At 50.8% G+C, this 17,771-nt stretch carries 14 protein-coding genes; 6 read left to right on the top strand and 8 right to left on the bottom strand.

Translation table 11 applies throughout. From position 1 onward, the window contains the following. Positions 1-116: 116 nt before the first annotated feature. A complete protein-coding gene (locus tag H583_RS0109110) occupies positions 117-1,778 on the bottom strand; it encodes an extracellular solute-binding protein (protein WP_028560200.1) in 1,662 nt (553 codons plus the stop codon). A 438-nt stretch (positions 1,779-2,216) separates the two neighbouring features. On the opposite strand from H583_RS0109110, the gene H583_RS0109105 reads away from it, so the two are divergent. The 5 genes from H583_RS0109105 (at position 2,217) to H583_RS0109085 (ending at position 7,895) form a co-directional block, all read left to right on the top strand. Next, the gene (locus H583_RS0109105) at positions 2,217-3,458 is read left to right on the top strand and encodes a sensor histidine kinase (RefSeq protein WP_028560199.1); all 1,242 of its coding nucleotides are present in this window, start codon (positions 2,217-2,219) and stop codon (positions 3,456-3,458) included. Between the two features lie 13 nt (positions 3,459-3,471). Further along, positions 3,472-4,101, top strand: coding sequence for a response regulator (locus tag H583_RS0109100; RefSeq protein WP_245585887.1), 630 nt, complete (start codon positions 3,472-3,474; stop codon positions 4,099-4,101). A gap of 268 nt (positions 4,102-4,369) precedes the next feature. Beyond that, the gene (gene msrA / locus H583_RS0109095; RefSeq protein ID WP_051236252.1) at positions 4,370-5,419 is read left to right on the top strand and encodes a peptide-methionine (S)-S-oxide reductase MsrA; all 1,050 of its coding nucleotides are present in this window, start codon (positions 4,370-4,372) and stop codon (positions 5,417-5,419) included. A 53-nt stretch (positions 5,420-5,472) separates the two neighbouring features. After that, a complete protein-coding gene (locus H583_RS0109090; protein WP_028560196.1) occupies positions 5,473-5,934 on the top strand; it encodes a DinB family protein in 462 nt (153 codons plus the stop codon). Between the two features lie 185 nt (positions 5,935-6,119). After that, positions 6,120-7,895, top strand: a complete 1,776-nt coding sequence (locus H583_RS0109085) for a methyl-accepting chemotaxis protein (protein WP_028560195.1) — start codon at positions 6,120-6,122, stop codon at positions 7,893-7,895. 95 nt (positions 7,896-7,990) lie between these two features. Here H583_RS0109085 and H583_RS0109080 read toward each other — a convergent pair whose 3' ends face one another. The 7 genes from H583_RS0109080 to H583_RS0109050 all read right to left on the bottom strand — a co-directional run bounded on the left by H583_RS0109080 (position 7,991) and on the right by H583_RS0109050 (position 16,935). Continuing rightward, entirely contained in the window at positions 7,991-10,348 is a 2,358-nt protein-coding gene (locus H583_RS0109080; RefSeq protein WP_245585884.1) for a helix-turn-helix domain-containing protein, read from the bottom strand. A gap of 255 nt (positions 10,349-10,603) precedes the next feature. Further along, positions 10,604-11,725 (bottom strand): glycoside hydrolase family 88 protein, encoded by a 1,122-nt coding sequence (locus H583_RS0109075; protein ID WP_028560193.1) that lies wholly within the window; start codon positions 11,723-11,725, stop codon positions 10,604-10,606. 24 nt (positions 11,726-11,749) lie between these two features. After that, positions 11,750-12,634 carry a carbohydrate ABC transporter permease gene (locus H583_RS0109070; protein ID WP_028560192.1) on the bottom strand — a complete coding sequence of 295 codons (885 nt, stop codon included), beginning with the start codon at positions 12,632-12,634 and terminating at the stop codon, positions 11,750-11,752. Between the two features lie 11 nt (positions 12,635-12,645). Further along, positions 12,646-13,569, bottom strand: a complete 924-nt coding sequence (locus tag H583_RS0109065; protein WP_028560191.1) for an ABC transporter permease — start codon at positions 13,567-13,569, stop codon at positions 12,646-12,648. Between the two features lie 115 nt (positions 13,570-13,684). Further along, positions 13,685-15,337, bottom strand: a complete 1,653-nt coding sequence (locus H583_RS0109060) for a type 2 periplasmic-binding domain-containing protein (protein ID WP_028560190.1) — start codon at positions 15,335-15,337, stop codon at positions 13,685-13,687. Positions 15,338-15,664: 327 nt separating this feature from the next. After that, positions 15,665-16,273, bottom strand: a complete 609-nt coding sequence (locus H583_RS0109055; protein WP_028560189.1) for a TetR/AcrR family transcriptional regulator — start codon at positions 16,271-16,273, stop codon at positions 15,665-15,667. Positions 16,274-16,395: 122 nt separating this feature from the next. Continuing rightward, the gene (locus H583_RS0109050; RefSeq protein WP_028560188.1) at positions 16,396-16,935 is read right to left on the bottom strand and encodes a hypothetical protein; all 540 of its coding nucleotides are present in this window, start codon (positions 16,933-16,935) and stop codon (positions 16,396-16,398) included. 93 nt (positions 16,936-17,028) lie between these two features. Here H583_RS0109050 and H583_RS0109045 point away from each other — a divergent pair, with 93 nt between their 5' ends. Beyond that, positions 17,029-17,634 (top strand): TetR/AcrR family transcriptional regulator, encoded by a 606-nt coding sequence (locus H583_RS0109045; protein ID WP_028560187.1) that lies wholly within the window; start codon positions 17,029-17,031, stop codon positions 17,632-17,634. Positions 17,635-17,771 lie beyond the last annotated feature (137 nt).

The raw sequence follows: 17,771 nt of genomic DNA, 5'->3' as shown, positions 1-17,771 counted from the left end.
GAATAGGCAATACATGCAAAAGCATTGTGAATTTCTCAAATCAGGCCTTAGGCTTGCAGTCTGCAGCTTCCAGGCACATCACGAACAGCCCCCATGTCATCTCTCTGCATAAATGCTTATTTGGCCAACGACTGCATATAACGGTCATAGGACGTCTTCTGAATCTGGATTGCCCGGTCAATCTTGAGTGCCTGCAATTGCTCGATGTAGGTATCGTAGGCTTCGAGCGGCTCAATCCCCAAAATGATTTTCAGCGACATCTCATCCACCAGTGTGGTGACATCCTGCATAATGGCGGACAATTCTGCACTCTCCTTCTCCGTCTTCGGCACAGATGGCAGCAGATGCTCGGAAGCATCGGTATCCGACCATAGCTTGATTGCTTCCTTCTGTTCCGGCAGCGTATAATACTGCTCCATATAGCGCACATCCTGTACAAATGGACCGAAATAGCTGGCCCGTGTATACATTGCAAGCGCCTGCGAAGGCGCAAGCTTGTCCGGGTTGTTCAAAATCAGATCCGTATAAACCGGATATCCGTCTTTCATCTCATAGCTGACACCCTCAACACCGAAGTTGAACAGCAGATGCCCTTCAGGCCCATAGCCGTAATCAAGCATACGCACAGCTTCTTCCACATGCCGGCTTCGGCTGGAGATGGCTACTCCCCCGCTTGAGCCGATCGCCGGGGCACGCTGTCCGAATTTGGGGCGTTCACCCTTGTTCAGCACCGGATAAGGGGCCGGGACGAAAGATGCCTTCGGGTTCCGGTCCCGGATGGTCGGCAGCCATGTGCCAATGCCTGCCCCGGCGTTCCACAGGCTGGCCCCGCTGCGTCCGGTGATCATGCTTGTATCCTGAGTCACCGTATCGACCGTCGCAAAGTTTTTGTCAATCAGCCCTTCCCCATACCAGTCGCGGAACAAGCTAAGGAAGGCCTTGTAGCCAGGCTCCCTTGGACCGTATAACACGTTTCCGTCTTCCAGATAGAAGCCTTTGCGTACACCGTACGCTCCGATGAACCCTCCGCTCTCAATACCGAATAGCGGATTCGGGACACCCAGGAAGATGAGCGGGGCCTCGACATGCTTCTGTTCCTTGAATGCCATAAGCACAGTATGCCATTCGTCAATCGTCTGCGGCACTTCCAGGTCCAGCTCATCCAGCCAGTCCTTGCGGATAATTGGCCCCTGGTACGTGCGAAGCCGGTCATCCGCCTGAATGAACGGAAACATATAGTAACTGCCGTCCGCCGTACGCACCTGCCGGTCAATATCCGGATGCTTGGCCAGATAGGCCTTCAGGTTTGGCGCATATTGATCGATCACCTCATTCAGCCTCAATATATGGCCTTCTTTGATAGCCTTTTCCGGTCCGCCAGGGTAGTTGACCCACTCATATTCGATCATATCAGGCAGGTCGCCCGAGGTTAACAGTACATTCACCGCTTCTCTGGCCTGATTGGACGGCGGCTGCAAAAATTTCAGCCGGACCCCTGTCCGCTTCTGCCATTCCTGAAAGAAAGGCACCCCCTGAAAGGTGGGCTTAATCCGCGCGGCATTTCCGTTCAACTCTGCCCAATAGGTCAGCACCGCCTGTCCCTTTTCATCGGATATAGCGCTTTCATTTTGTTCTGGCTTCTGCTCATATCCCTGCTCTCCCTGTTTTATCTGGCCAACAGCCTCAGACGCCGGCGCCGTGCGATCACAACCGCCAAGCAATGATGTTGCCAGCAGCAAAGCAAGTATTGAATAAAGCAACGCTTGCATACCTTTCATACTTGAAATCCCCCTTTTATATAGGCATCAAAACTTGCTTGTATTTCTCCATGTAATCCCTGCCATAATCAGGACAGCATCCCGAATTGCTCATTGCTTACAGTCCCCTAAAGAAGCTTGTATCGATCTCTTGTGCAATTCATAAATTTCCTATTAAAGCGCATCCTTTCAAAAATAAGTATATGTGAAATGCAATTATTTTTATAGATCATCCTGGGGCTGATGATGAAACCTGTAAAAACTAAGGGTAGTATAGGAGTGCGGGCGGCGGATGGAAGACAGGTCCAGCATTCCGGATAAGCCCTGGGATACAGGACGGAAACAAACGTATACGCCGGAAAAATACGGGTGCAGAATCCTTCATCAATGGGAAGAAATTATATGTTATAATCGCCATGACAACAGAATTATACCTCGATGAAGGGAAGGGAAGCGCCAATGCTTCAAGATGCGAAATTCATAAAAGGAGGGCCCCTTTCCTGGAAGATTTTTTTCGGTCTAAAACTCATATTAGGCTTGCTCGTCTCCGGTATTTTTTATTTTGAAACTTCAATTGAGGCTTTTTGGCGGTTCAGCTTTCTTGTCTTTTCAGTTGCTGTGTTCCTGCTTGTCAATCTGTTCTACTCCAGGGCAGAGAAGCGAAAAAAATGGCTGTTTCACCTTTTGATATTGGATTTTCTGGTATCTGCCGCTTATGGCTACATCTTTATCGGCGGACATTTTCCGAATCAGCTTTTTGTCGGCATTACGGCTTTGGCGATTCTCATGTTTTTTAACAATTTCCGCATGCTCATCCTAACGTGTATCTTTTTGCTGATTCTATATCTGGTGACGATGGGCAGTGTGGATTGGTATTTATATAAGCAGTTCGACGGCATGAGCTACTTCATTACCTGCTCGTTCATTATATTCGCAGGTATTGTCAGCACGCTGATCCATTTCTATCAGAGGGCCCGCAAGGATACACTGCAGTTATACGAACAATTAATGGAATCTCATGAGCGGCTTCAGGAGTATGCTCTCAAGGCAGAAGAATGGGCAGCCTCCAGGGAGCGTGTACGGATTGCCCGAGATATTCATGATACAGTCGGCCACAAGCTGACGAGCCTGGTGGTACAAATGCAGGCGGCCCGCAAGCTGAGACAGATAGATGCGAAACGCAGCGAGAGTGTCTACCGGGATTGCGAGGATCTGGTGCGCTCTACTCTCCAAGAGGTCCGCCTTGCCGTCCGGACAATTAGGGACGAACCGGTTCGACCGATGTTTTTGCATGACAGCCTGGACAAGCTGTCAGAGGAATTCACGAAATTTGCGCAGGTGGCGACCCGCTTTGAATTTGAAGGAAGCGCAGTGCCGCTGCCGGGGGAGCTTCAGCTTGCTGCATACCGCATCGTACAGGAATCGCTCACGAATGCCAAGAAGCACGCGGATGCAGAACATGCCCGCATCCTGATTGTCTATTCGGAGCGCAGCTTCTTGCTTAGCATCAGCAATGACGGTGACGTGCCTGACGAAGTCCAGCCGGGCTTCGGGTTATTGAACCTGCAAGAGCGAATAAAGGAATGGGATGGCGAGGTCTCCTTCGGAAAAGATGGCCATATGCAGTTTGCAGTGCAAGCAAACATTCCTTATCCAAATATTGAAATGGGGGTACCGTTCCTTGAGAATCCTGGTAGTTGACGATCAGCGGCTCATGCGGGAGGGTCTTGCGACCATCCTCAATTTGGAGCCGGGGATGGAAGTCGTGGGAACAGCCGTTGACGGGCGGGACGCCTACGCCAAAGTGACGGAACTGAGGCCGGATGTTGTCTTAATGGATATTCGCATGCCGGGCATGGACGGTGTGGAAGGCGCCGAGCTGATTCTCAAGCACTTTCCCGAGACCAAGGTATTAATTTTGACCACATTCGATGATGCAGAGCTGATCCTGCAGGTTTTGGAAAAAGGTGTACATGGCTATTTGCTTAAAGACATGCCCTCCGAGGCCATCGTCAGCGCCATTCAAACCGTCTATAACGGAGGAACAGTCCTCCAGCCTGATATCACGGCTATGCTGCTGAAGGAATTAAAGAAAATTCCGGCTGCCCCGTCCATGCAGCCCAAAATTTTGAATTCCGGTGACGATGAGCTGCCGGGGAGCTTGACTGAACGGGAGAAGGAGATTCTGGCTTTATTGGGCCAGGGCCTGAACAATAAGGAAATTGCCGACCAGCTGTTTATTTCTGAAGGGACGGTTAAAAACCATGTATCCAGCCTGATGGCCAAGCTTGGACTGCGCGACAGAACACAGGCTGCGGTATTTTCAGTTCGTCACTTTAAATAATCGACGGCATGACTTTTGGCAGGGGCATGAAAATTCGCCTGTCAGAAAGCTGAAAAGCCGTCTTATATGGAACCAAATTCATGACAACCCGCACATTTGCTGCGGGTTTTTTCTTGTTAAAATTCAAAATAAGAAATGCAGTACAAACACAATGAGGAGGCGGTCGGAATTGAAGTTCAAAAAAAATCGATACTTCGTATTGCCCGTTGCTATTGCTGTCGTCATGGTCTTTTACATCTATAATGCGCCTGTCAAATCCACAACGATGATGGAGGGACACAAGCCCGTGAATATCGTACATGCCGGTTCTGTAACGAGATATGAAACCGCTGTTTTTGCCGGAGGCTGTTTCTGGCAGTTCGAGCCGTACTTTGAGGATCTCAAGGGCGTGCTGAGCGTGTCGGCCGGTTATACCGGAGGGCAAACGCAAAATCCGACCTATGCCGAGGTTTCCTCAGGCAGCACCGGACATCTTGAATCTGTGGAAGTCCGTTATAATCCGAATCAGATTACGTATGACGAGCTGCTTCAAGTATTCTGGCAGAGCATCGACCCTACAAATGCAGACGGACAATTTGACAACCTTGGCCCACAGTACCACACCGCTGTGTTTTACAACAGCAAGGGGCAAAAGGCTGCCGCTGAAGCTTCCAGAGACGCGCTGGCTGCAACCGGAAAGTTTGACAAGCCGATTGTAACCGAGATTGCAGCTGCCACTAAGTTCTACATGGCGGAGGAAGAGCATCAGGACTACTATAAAAAAAATCCGATCCGTTATAAGCTCACCCAGTTTGTCTCCGGGAGGGACGCCTTTTTGGACCGCACTTGGGGCAAAGACCGGACAGCAGAGGTTGCTGGTCAGGCAGACATCCACATGGATTTCAACAAAGCCGAAAGGCTAAAAACATTGACCCCGCTTCAATACGATGTAACCCAGAACGATGTGGATGAGCGGCCGTTCGAAAATGAATACTGGGATAATCAGCAAGAAGGCATATACGTGGATATTGTTTCTGGCGAGCCGCTGTTCAGCTCCAAGGATAAATTCGATGCCGGAACAGGCTGGCCGAGCTTCACACAGCCGTTAGACAAAGAACACGTTGTGCTGAAAGAAAAAGGCGGCTTGTTCTCGTCCGTTACTCAGGTCAGAAGCCGGGATGCCGATTCCTTCCTCGGGGATCTGTTTGAGGATGGTCCTAAGCCTACAGGGTTTAGATATTGTATCAACTCGGCAGCTTTGAAGTTCATTCCAAAGGACGAGCTTGATACCAAGGGCTACGGCGCTTACGCCTCCCAGTTCGAGCAGCAGGAATTATAGGCCGATGTGGATGACCCACATCTCAGGATAACCATTATGAGGAGGTATGAACCATGAGAACAGATTTCATTTTTGATATTTTGAAGAACCGTCACAATCAATTGACCGAGCTGGTTGCCCAATGCCCGGAGGGCAAGCGTAACCTTATTCCGGAAGGCTTTAAGAACAGCATTCATTGGCATATCGGTCATGTGCTTACCGTAACAGAATTCCATGTATTCGGCCTTCCGGAATTTGCGTTGGATCAGCCGCTTCCCGCCAGCTACCAGGATTTTTTCGCCTATGGAACGAAGCCCTCGGACTGGCATAGCGAGCCGCCTGCATGGGATGTGCTGATAGCCCAATTGAGGGAGCAGCCGGACCAGATCCGAAAATTGCTAGAGGGCAAGCTGGACGTACCCGTAAAAGAAAACTTTCTGAGAGCCGAGACATTTGGAGAGCTGATTGTCTCCACGGTACTGCATGCAACCGATCATATCGGCTTTGTCTCCGCCATGCTGAAAACATTGAAATAAGCTTCCGATTCTGATCCATGACAGCAGTTCAAAGGCCACTTTGGACTGCTGTTTTTCATTCATCATGTAATATGCAGCTTTAGCGCGGAGGTCATTTCAATTACACAGGAACCATAACCATCATCCGTGCGCGCAATATGCTTTTTCTATAGCAGGAATACCAGAAGTTTAACGGGGGGATTTTCATGGGGACAAATACAAATACAAACACTAGAGCAAGACAATGGCGGTTTACTATCCGGACTAAATGGCTGGTCCTCTCGCTTGCAATTCTAATGATCCCGGCATTGCTGGTAGGCAGCATGAGCATCTGGGTGTCAGCCCGCGAAAGCAATCTGCAGATGGAGACCAATCTCCGGAACACGGTTCATATGGCGGCAGAACTCATCGGGTCGTTCGAAGATGCCGTCAAGAAAGGCGCGTTAAGCAAGGAAGAGGCACAGGAGAAGATGAAACAGCTGCTTCTCGGACCGCAGCGAACGGATGGCACACGCACAATCAATACAAAGATCGATATTGGCGAGCACGGTTATTTTTTTGTGCTGAACGACCAGGGTGATTTGGTCGCCCACCCGGCACTTGAGGGACAGCCATTTTGGGACAAGCAGACGAGCGACGGCTTTTATCATATCCGGGACATGCTTCAGAAGGGGCAGCAACCGGGCGGCGGCGTTACCGTATACAAATGGCCGCTGCCGGACTCCACCGCAGAAGCCATGAAAATTGCCTATTCGCTCAGGGATCCGAACTGGGGATGGACAATTGTAGCAGGCTCCTATATTAAGGACTATAACGCGGGACTGCAGCGCATTGTGCAGGGTACTGTGTATACGCTGCTCGGATGTATTGCAGCCGGAGGGATTATTGTTGCCCTGCTTGCGATGCGTCTCACCAGATCGCTTGTCCGGCTGACGCAGCAGGCCAAACAGGTTGCTGCGGGCGACTTGTCGCAAAGTGCGCTGGCCATACATAGCCGGGATGAAATTGGCGACCTGTACACCTCCTTCCAGACCATGCACAGCCGGTTAAGAGAGCTTACCCAAGGACTGCTGTCCCACGCTGATGCCCTGTCTTTGGCCTCCCGTGACCTGTCCGTCACCTTTGGGGAGACAACAGCAGCTACCGACCAAATTGCCCTATCTGCACAGGAAGTGGCATTGAGCAATGAAACGCAAAAAAGAAGCCTGCAAGAGAGCACCTATGCCATGGAGGGATTGTCAGCCAGTGCACAACGCATCGCAATCACTTCCTCGACTGCTTATGAGGCTTCATTAGCTACCTTAAGCCATGCCGAACATGGAAACGAGCTGATCACACAATCAGCGGAGCAAATGATTGCTGTATCCTCAACGGTGGGCGGCCTCTCTCAAATCGTCAATCAGTTGAACGAACGGTCGCAGCAGATTGGCGAGATCATCGACGCAATGACAAATATTTCGTCGCAAACCAATCTGCTTGCACTGAATGCAGCCATCGAGGCCGCAAGGGCTGGGGAAGAGGGCAAAGGATTTGCAGTTGTTGCGGATGAGATTAGAAAGCTGGCGGAACGCTCAAGAACATCCTCCCTGGAGGTAGCAGAGCTGATTCAGGCCATTCTGACCGATATTAATAAAGCCGCCACCGCCATGGGTCAAGGCGAGCAGGATGTGCAGGCTGGCGTTGATTCAATCCGGCATTCGGGAGAGGCGTTCCAAAGAATACTGGTCGCGACCCGCAGCGCCGTGTATCACGTACAGGAAACCTCTGCCGCGTCTGAACAAATATCCGCCAGCGCTCAGGAGTTCAACGCTTCGCTGCAAGAGATCGATCATATGGCGGTACGCTCCAATGATCTGGCTCAGATGATTTCCACCGCCACGGCCAGTCAGCTTGCGGCTATGGAGGAAATCTCCGCATCAGCAGACTCTATGAGCCGTATATCCGGCGAAATGCTTCTGATGGTGAAGCAATTCAAGCTGTAGTCCTGGCTATTTATCCATTCATCGTCCGGTGATGAATCAGTGGCTGATCCGGGATAAGCCATGCTCCCATACAATTACGGGGCATGGCTCTTTCGCTAAAATAATTCCTTATATTTTCCCGGCGTGATGCCTTCGTATTTCTTGAAAACCCGGATGAAGGTCGCAGCGTCATTATAACCGACCAGACGGGCAATCTCTGCAATCGATTCGCGCTTGCCCTTCATCATCGGCTTGGCCTGTTCAATCCGGTATTTATGGATATAATCAAGCAGGCCTTCCCCGGTCTGGCTCTTGAACAACTTGGAGAGGTAGCTTCCCTTTAGCTCGAAACGCTCTCCGATGGCATTCACATTCAGATTCATATCCTGAAAATTTTCTTCAATATGCCGGGCGACGCTATTCGTCAGGTCCCGCAGCGAGCCTTCCCGCTCCTTCGATACGTTGGAAGACCGCTTGGCTGACGCATAGTCACATACCTCCTGCAGCAGCAGATGAAGCTCCGCCTGCATCTCCTGAATGGTATCGCAGGCAATAATTTTATCCATCCATAGCGGGTTGTCTTCCAGCAAACTGTCATCCCCGTCTCCAAGCTCATGAATGGCCTTCATCATGGTGCCAACAAGATTAAAGATCAGGCAGCGTGCCAGCGTCAGCGACATAACCGGCTTGCTGAAGTTGCGCGCTGTTATTTCATTCATAAAATCCGATGCCTGTCCGAAGTCCCCGGTCTTAATGAAATTAATCAGCTGCTGCTCGGTCTGCAGCGGATAATAATATCCGTTCCGGGACAACTCGGCCGGGTCCCGGCGTATGTCCTGATAAGCGATAATCCCTTTCTTTCCAAGCACCATCTTGTATTCCATGGCATCCACCGCCTCCTGATACGCCTGCCCGATCCCCGGCCAGGAGGCATGCTTGCCGCTAATCGAGACGGTCAGATCCATCTCGTACCGGCTCAGGAATTGCTGTGCCTCGGAGGCAATCTCATGAAGCTGCTGCTGGACATTTTCCGCAGACGGACTCAGATTGACCAGACAGACCATCATATCGTCCACTTCGACTACGTAGCCTGCATGCTGACGCTGTACGGCGAGCTCTTCCACGACATTGCCGATAATAAATTGCATGAGCTTGCTCCGCTCATTGTCATCAATGCCAGGGAGCTTGGCGTACAGATTTTCGTCATTTTCCACCACAAACAGGATGACGGCAAAATCATCGGACAACAGCTCCATATGAAAGGACTTGAAAGCTTCCTCATAAGGGACAAGGGGGTCCAGTTTGCCCTTGAACAGCCGGTTCAGCATATTGGAGCGGAGCACATGCTGGTGCTTCTGAAGCTGGAGCGCAATCTCATCCTTCTCAGTATGCACATTCAGTATGGCCCGCTGGATCAATCGCAGTTCATTCCACTCCGTATGATCCTCCTGCCCGTTCTTGTCTGCCAGCGACTGTACCAGCTGCTGAATCGGCGAATAATTGCGGCGCATGAAGAACCATGTCAGCACGCCTGCACCGAACAGGCTGATCAGGATGCTGATATAAGTGAAGCTGCGGACATACTCCGCTTTCTCCCAATAGATGCTGCTTGGCAAGATCAGCACATACTTCAGACCGGACACTGCCGATTGAATCGAAATCAGCTCCGAGCCCTTGGCAGGTTCAGCATCCAGCCGGAAGCGGCCGCCGTCCATGAACGGCTCCAGCATGAGGTTATTCTGCACCTGTGGCTTCGAATCTTCAGCATTGGACAACAGAATCCGGTCTTCCTGGTTCAGGATCAGCAGTCGGCCCCCGCTAAAAGCGGAGATACTCTCAAATGCTTCCTGAAACCGTGCAGTGCCCGCCATGACAACTACTGTCCCGGTATCATCGCCGTTCAAATCCTTGGGAAGCTGTGTAATGTAGGCAATGGATGTGCGCGTTTGCGCCGCATCTTTGTGGGGCAGCAGCACGAACTGGTCCTGCGCCGGATGGTGCAGTTGTTCTAACCATTGCGCGTAAGAAAGCGCTCCCGTATCATGAATCGTCTGAAAAGCGGTCTGCATCTCCCGGACATTGCCCGGACGCAGCACGGAGCCATCCCGGTTCCAGACGACATAGAACTCGTCGATTGAAGCATAGGAGGTTTTATAGAGTCTGAAATCCTTGACCAGCTGATAGGCTGTAAACGGCGCTTCCTTGGACGGCTTGCTGGAGTACATCAGGCTCTGGAGCTTGGCATTCCACGTAATCTCCATGTTCAGCCGTTTCATCAGCTCAATCTGATTGTCGATGGTATACCGCATTTGCTTGAGCAAGGAATCGTTAGCGCGATGGATTTCCCCCCTGAGCGCATGGCTGGCCTGCGAATAGATAATCAGACTAATCACAATCGGCACGAAAAGCACGACACTGTAGGAGATCAGCCATGTGACAACGATGCTCTTTCTTTTCCGCCACAAATATCGCATGTTCATAGAATCTCCTCACCCTTCAGCATGAGAATAGAATTATCGTGATTAGATTATCAATTTTATGAATTGGGTAACCCCTAGTATGACCGAAAAGGCAAGCTGCCGATATAGTCAATTGCTGTAAAGCGATTGATAAAAACTCAAATCCTTCCGGATTTGCGCTCCACAATGCCCAAATAGCCCGAATGGACGCGATGCGCCACCCGGGCTCGGGGGTTTCTATTTGTTTCGCAGACAGCCGGCAGCGGTCAGCTAGAAAACACGCTTCTCCCAGCCGCGCAGTTTTGCAAAGGACTCAACGAAGAAATAATCGCCATAGATCAGCGATACATTTACATTCTGCCCGGCAGGCTTATGCCCGGTGCCCTCTACCAGTATGGCCTCGTGGTCCGGATTATCCCACGTGCCGTAGTTCTCATACAGCGACAGCAGGATGCGCTCGGCGGCAGCACGATAGGATCTTCCCTGCTTCTCAGGGAGCAGGCTTGCCAATTCGATCAGCCCGGATGCTGCACACGCGCCGGCAGAGGTATCGCGCGGCTCGGAAGCAAGATCGCCCTCCACGCGGAAATCCCAGTGAGGGACATGATCTTCCGGCAAATGGGCGATGAAGAAGTTGGCTACGCGCTGCGCCGCTTGCAGATAGGCAACATCGCCTGTGTAGCGGAACGTATTGGCCAGGCCGTGAAGAGCCCACGAAGCTCCCCGGCTCCATGCCGAGTCAGGTGCAGCCCCCTGGCCGCCGATCGCCTCGATGCGCTCCCCGGTCTGCGGGTCGAAGGAGACGATATGGTGCACCGCCCCGTCCTCCTGCACAAACTGCTTCAGCACCATATTCGCATGCGACCTCGCCACTTGTGCAAAACGCGGGTCCCCGCTCTCCTCGGAAGCCCAGAACAGCAGCGAAATGTTCATCATTGTGTCTACAATGGACCAGCCGTGCTTATCTCCATTCCACGCTCTAATGAATTGCCCGTTCGTATTAAACCGTCCGGCCATGAAATTGGCTGCGAACAGCCCGCGGCGGACCGCATCCTTGTCACCAGTCAGTTTGTGCTTGATAACTGCAGTTGGGAGGAAATGGAATCCAACATCATGGTCAAAGGAGTTTGGCCGGAGCATATGCTGCTCCAATCGCTCATCCCAACCCCATGCCGCATCCTTATACTTGTCCTCGCCTGTCATATCATGCATGACCCAGAGAATGCCCGGCCAGAAGGCGGAGGTCCACCAGTCAATGTTCGTATTGTCGTATTTCCCGTCAGCACCTGCAACGTGAACGTTTTTGTCCCCAATTTGACCGATCATGCGGTCTACCTTGGTTTGAATGCGCTCCCAAATTTCCTGTACCTTCGCTTCGTTAAATGTATTCATCCCATACTCCCTTCTGTGCCTTGCTTACCCTTTCAATGATCCGATCATGACGCCTTTGACAAAGAAGCGCTGTACGAATGGATAGACGCAAAGAATCGGAACGGTTGCAACCATAATAGTTGCGTACTTGATAGTTTCTCCAATCTGGTGCCGATCTCCTGCCGACGCTCCCGCAGACATGCTGTCCGTGGAGTTGGCGATCAGGATTTCCCTTAATACAAGCTGGAGCGGGAACAGCTCCCGGCTCTTGATGAATACGGAGGCATAGAACCAGCCGTTCCATTTGTCTACAGCATAATACAGAATCATGACGGCGATAACCGGCATGGACAGCGGCAGGATGATCCGGAACAGGATGGTAAAATGATTCGCTCCGTCAATTTTGGCCGACTCCTCCAGACTGTCGGGGATGCCCATAAAGGAGGTGCGCATAATAATCAGATTAAAGGTGCTAATTGCAAACGGCAGAATCGTCGACCACAGGGAATCCAGCAGTCCGACATTTTTGACCATCAGGTAGAGCGGAATCAGCCCTCCGCCAAAGAACATCGTGAATACGATCATAAACATGAACATCTGGTTCCACATCACATTTTTCCGGGACAGTACATAAGCTCCCAGGGACGTCATCAACAGGTTGACGATAACTCCGGCTACCACGATGAAGATTGTATTCCGGTAACCCATGGCGATGCTTGGATTGTTAATAACGCTCTTATATGCTTCCACGCTGAAGCCAAGCGGCTTCCATAGCATTCCTTTGTTCATCATCAGCTGCCCGGCATCACTCAAAGATGCGAACAGGACATAGAGCAGCGGATATAGTGTTGCGATTACAAGTAAAATCAGAAATCCATAGATACAGATATCAAACAGCCGATCGAATAAACCTGCTTCCCTTTTACTCAATGCTTTTCACCTCACCATAAGCTGCTTTTGCTCACCTTGCGGCTGATATAATTGGCTGTAATCAGCAGGATGAGATTGATGACCGAGTTGAACAGTCCTACCGCTGAGCTGTAGCTCCATCCGAATTCCAGCAGTCCTTTGCGGTACACGAAGGATGAGATGACATCAGCTGTCTCGTACGTAATCGGATTGTAGAGCAGAATAATTTTCTCAAAGCCGACATTAAGCAGACTCCCCATCCGCAAAATCAGCATGATCGCAATGACGGGAACAATGCCCGGCAACGTAATGTAAATCATCTGCTTAAACCGGCTTGCGCCGTCCATGCGTGCGGCTTCATACTGCTCCTGGTCAATCCCCATGAGTGCGGCAATATAGATAATCGACTCCCATCCGATCCGCTGCCAAATTTCAGACAGAATATAGATGGGACGGAACAGTTCCGGCTTCTGAAGCATAGCCTGGCCGTCATAGCCGAGCAGCATGAACAGCCGGTTAATGAGACCGTCCGCATTGGTAAAATCGGTTATAATTCCGCAGATGACCACCATTGAAATGAAATACGGCATATAGGTGATCGTTTGCGCGACGCGCTTGAACGTCCGGTTGCGTACCTCGTTAATGAGCAATGCCAGCAAAATCGGCATCGGGAATTCAAAGAGCAGGGAATACAAACTGATCAGGAGCGTATTTTTCAGGACGCGTACGAAATAATAGCTGTTGAAAAAGTCCTGAAAATGCTTGAGTCCCGCCCAGTCGCTGCCGAGTATGCCCTTCATCGGAGAAAAATCCTTGAAGGCGATCAGCGCACCGTACATGGGTGCATAATGGAAGATGACATAATAGGCGACGACCGGAATCATCATCACATACAAATACTTGTTTAAGACGAAATCCCGGATAAAACGCTGTTTAAAAGATTCACGGTTCGCCATACTCGTAAGTGTTCACCTCGATTCGGGTTAAGGAGGGAGGGCCCATGCCCTCCCTCGTCAGGATGCAGTTTGCAGCCGCTGCTGAATCATCAATCAGCAGTTCCAATCAGCAGGTCTAGCGGTTGTTATAGCGCTCCAGAGCCGCATTTTGAATTTCAATCGCACGGTCCAGCTTGAGCGACTTCATCTTCGCAATATAGCTCTCGAACTGGTCAAGTGTCTCAGAGCCCAGAATAATTTTGAGGGTCATCTCATCGACCAGCGTATTAATATCATTCATAATCGTTGCATATTCGGAGCTTTCCTCCGGCGTTGGCGTAAGCGGCGGCAGATTGTACTTCGCCGCATCGGTCTTCTGCCAGGTCGAGACGGCATCACGCTGGGTTTGCAGGGCAAAGAATTGCTCCGCATAGCGCTTATCCTGTACGAACGGACCATTATAACTGCCACGGGCATACATGGAGATGGCCTGGGCAGGCGCAAGTTTATCCGGATTTTTCATCAGCAGATCGGTATATTTCGGATAGCCGCCCTCCATGTTGTAGCTGACACCCTCCGTTCCGAAGTTGAAGAACATATGGCCTTCCTCGCTGTATCCGTAATCGAGCATGCGTACCGCAATTTCAGGGTTCTTCAAGGCGGTCGTTATCGAGACTGTGCCCTCCGAGGAAAAGGACTGATTACGCTGTCCGAATTTAGGCGTATCGCCCTTCTGCAGGACCGGATATGGAGTGCCAACGAGTACAGCCTTCGGATCATTGCCTTCGACCAGCGGCTGCCATTTGCCGATTCCGCCTCCTGCGTTGCCGACTGTTGCCCCGGTTGCTCCGGAAGCCATATTGCTGTCTACAGCCTTCATATCAGCAGTAGCAACATTTTTATCAATCAGCCCTTCCTTGTACCATTCACGGAATAAATTCAGATACTCCTTGAAGCCCGGCTCGGCGGGACCGAACTTGATCTGTCCGTTCTCCTGATAAAAGCCGCGGGTAACACCGAATGCGCCAATGAAAGCACCGTTGCCCGAATCATTGAAGAACCTTGGCTTGCTGACAACGGAGAATGGAGCGGCTGCGCCCTTTTTCTCCTTGAACGCCCGAAGTGTCTCGGTCCATTCATCGATCGTCTCCGGAACCGGCAGCCCCAGATCATCCAGCCAGTCCTTGCGGATAATTGGCCCCTGGAACACCTTCAAATAATCATCGCCGCGTATGAACGGGAAAGTATAGTAGCTTCCGCTGTCCGTTTTGACCATCTTGTCGATGTCCGGGTTTTCCTGCAAATATTTTTTGAGGTTTGGCGCGTATTGGTCAATCAGATCATTCAATCGCACGATGTAGCCTTCCTTGATCGCTCTTTCCGGCCCGCCCGGGAAGTCGCCCAGGAAGTTGTACTCGATCAAATCCGGCAGATCCCCGGAAGCAAGAAGCACGTTCATCGCTTCTCTTCCCTGACCCGAAGGCGGAGCTATAAATTCGAGCTGGACACCTGTCTTCTTCTGCCACTCCTGAAAGAAAGGAACATCCTGGTGTGTTGGCTTGACGCCAACCAGGTTGCCTGTAATCTCTCCCCAGTAGGTAAGCTTCTGGTCGGTCTGAAGCGGATAGCCCGTTTGCTCGCCGCTCGCCTCTGTTTGCGAATTGTTGTTGCCCCCGGTATTGCTTTTGCCATTATTGGATGGATTGCTGTTGCCCCCTTGAGAGGAACAGGCGATTAACAATGTGCTGAGCAGCACGATAATCAGGGAAGAACGCAAAACTTTCTTCATTCGTTAGCCTCCACTCGTGTCAATGTAATAGGTGAGATTCGCCTCAATCTCAGCCTAATGGAAGGGACGCAGAAGCGGAATGCGCAATTGATTGAAGAGGATGACGAAATTGTTCGGCAGGATTGATGATTTCTAAAATGCAATCGTCAAATGATACAAAATGTCGTTGCAAATGCCCGTGCAGCAAGGGATTTATTTGAATACAACAGAAATGGGTTAAACCTGCATACATACGAAAAAAAGCCCCAGTATACGTTTCTTAAATCGTATACAAGGGCCTGGGGGCCAAAGCGCTGTTATTCATGTCCATGCTGTTGAGCCCAACAATTATGTGGAGCCTGGGGAATCATGCGAGGATACGGATGTTTCTTGCTGCCGTATTCGTGCAGATCGGATAACATCCTCTGCCACGCTGTCGAGCAAGGCAATCGCCTGCTCCTCCTGAATCGAGGGAGGCAGCAGATCACTGGAAAGCATAACGGACAATCCGGTCTGAAAAATTCGCATCTTCAGCAAAATTTGTCCCAGCTCATCGTCAGAAAAACCGGCAAGCGCCTGGTCCTCTCTCATCTGCGTGATCAGCATGCTGCCCATCTCCTGATTATAGCTCTCCATATATTGATTGCCGCCAAGAAGCATCTCCTTGAAGATTGTGCTGTACGCTCTGGCAAAGCGCAGACTGGCAAGTCCAATGTCACGGAACGGCTCACCGCTCTGCTGTTGATCCAGCATCTCCCGGCTCAGGTCGGCAATCCGCCGGATGACCTCCGAGATCAATTCCTCAACCTCATTGAAATTGACATATATGGGCGCAATCGAGCTGCCAAGCCGTTCTGCAACCTTGCGGATCGTAATGCTGCCGATGCCTGTCTCGACTGCAATATCGAAGGCAGCATCGATAATCTGCTGCTTCGTAAATTTGGGTTTTGGGGCCATGACCGTGTCTCCTTATGAGATCTGACAATAGATAGCACATGATATTTATTGTTCATTATAGCTGCATCAGCTGCCAAATTCAATTTTCCCGGTCATGAAGAAAACCCCTTTGCAGGAAAGCTCTATCCTGTGCTTTTGGATTCTCTGGGCCATAATGTATAGCTGAAACTGATTAGAAAATCGATACCCAGCACCACCATCCACCCCTGAATAATCCTTCCGAGACTGTCTGTCTGCTCCGGATTGTTGACCATAAGAATGATACCGTACAGTATACCGCACCCGATGGCCCAAGCAGCAAGATGGCGATACCAGCCGGCACGCTCCTGACGGGCATGCGGTGCCCCTGTCAGCCTCTGCTTTACAGGTGCCGGACCGCCAGCAAACCGGTGCGCGAACTGGACATCTGCCCAGCGGATCATGGAATGTCCATAAACGAGAGAAACCCCGATATAGATGGCAGCAAGACCATGGGCAAAATTCGCCTCTGCTCCGCTGCGCAGGTGAATTGCTGTCGCAACGAGCAGCACAACATCGACCAGCGGTGTACAAAGCAGCAAGGCCGCACCAATTTTGGGGGAGCGGAGCAGATAACGGCAAGCCAGACCTGCCACGACAAACAACCAAAACAAGATCTCACAGGCAATTATGAATACAATCATGTCATCATCCCTTTTTAATACAAGTGTATTATTTAAAGATATTATTTATTATAGCTCATTTGTATTAAAAAACAACTGCGATATAATAAAACTATGCCAAAAATCGTAGATCATAATGAACGCAAGGAACGGATCGCCGAAGCCGCCTGGCGGATTGTCCGCCGGGAAGGACTGGATAGCGTTACGGTCCGCCGTGTTGCAGATGAGATGGGAATGTCGCTTGGTTCTGTAAGACATTATTTTAATACGCATAATGAATTGCTCGCCTTCTGCATAGAGCTGCTCTCCCTGAGAGTGAATCAGCGTATTCAAAACCTGCCCTTTACAGGGGAGCTGCGTGCGGATATGGAGCTGGTAATCTGGGAGCTGATGCCTCTTGATGAGGAGCGGCTGGGAGAATCCGAAATCTGGTTGGCTTTTGCCGGACGGGCTGCTTCGGACGCCTCAATTCGTGCTATAAGCATCGCTGTGCATGAGGAATTGTATGCCGCATTTAAAGGGATGATGGAGAGGCTCAAGAATCGCCAAACAAGGTCGTCAATTGATGTCGAATATGAAGCACGGAGACTGCATGCCCTGGTGGATGGTCTTGTTGTTCACTGTGTCACGGTCCCGGGGAAATCCGGCAGGGAGGAATTGTTGATGAGTATCGTCACCCGTCATTTGGACAGCCTGTTCGACTCTGGCGTCCAAGCTTGAACCGCTGCTTTTGTCCAGGGGATGCTGCGATGTGAAGAAGCAAAGGATGCTCTGGGCTCCTCTGCTTTTCCCTCCGGCAGCAAAGCTGGTCATGCAAGCAAAGAGACAGGCCGATACTGCTGCCGGGCAGCTTCATC

Origin of the sequence: Paenibacillus pinihumi DSM 23905 = JCM 16419, from assembly GCF_000422505.1 — a bacterium.
In the GTDB taxonomy this organism is placed as follows: Bacteria; Bacillota; Bacilli; order Paenibacillales; family Paenibacillaceae; genus Paenibacillus_D; species Paenibacillus_D pinihumi.
The sequence above is the reverse complement of the archived record's forward strand: the minus strand, read 5'-3'. Positions and strand labels throughout refer to the sequence as shown.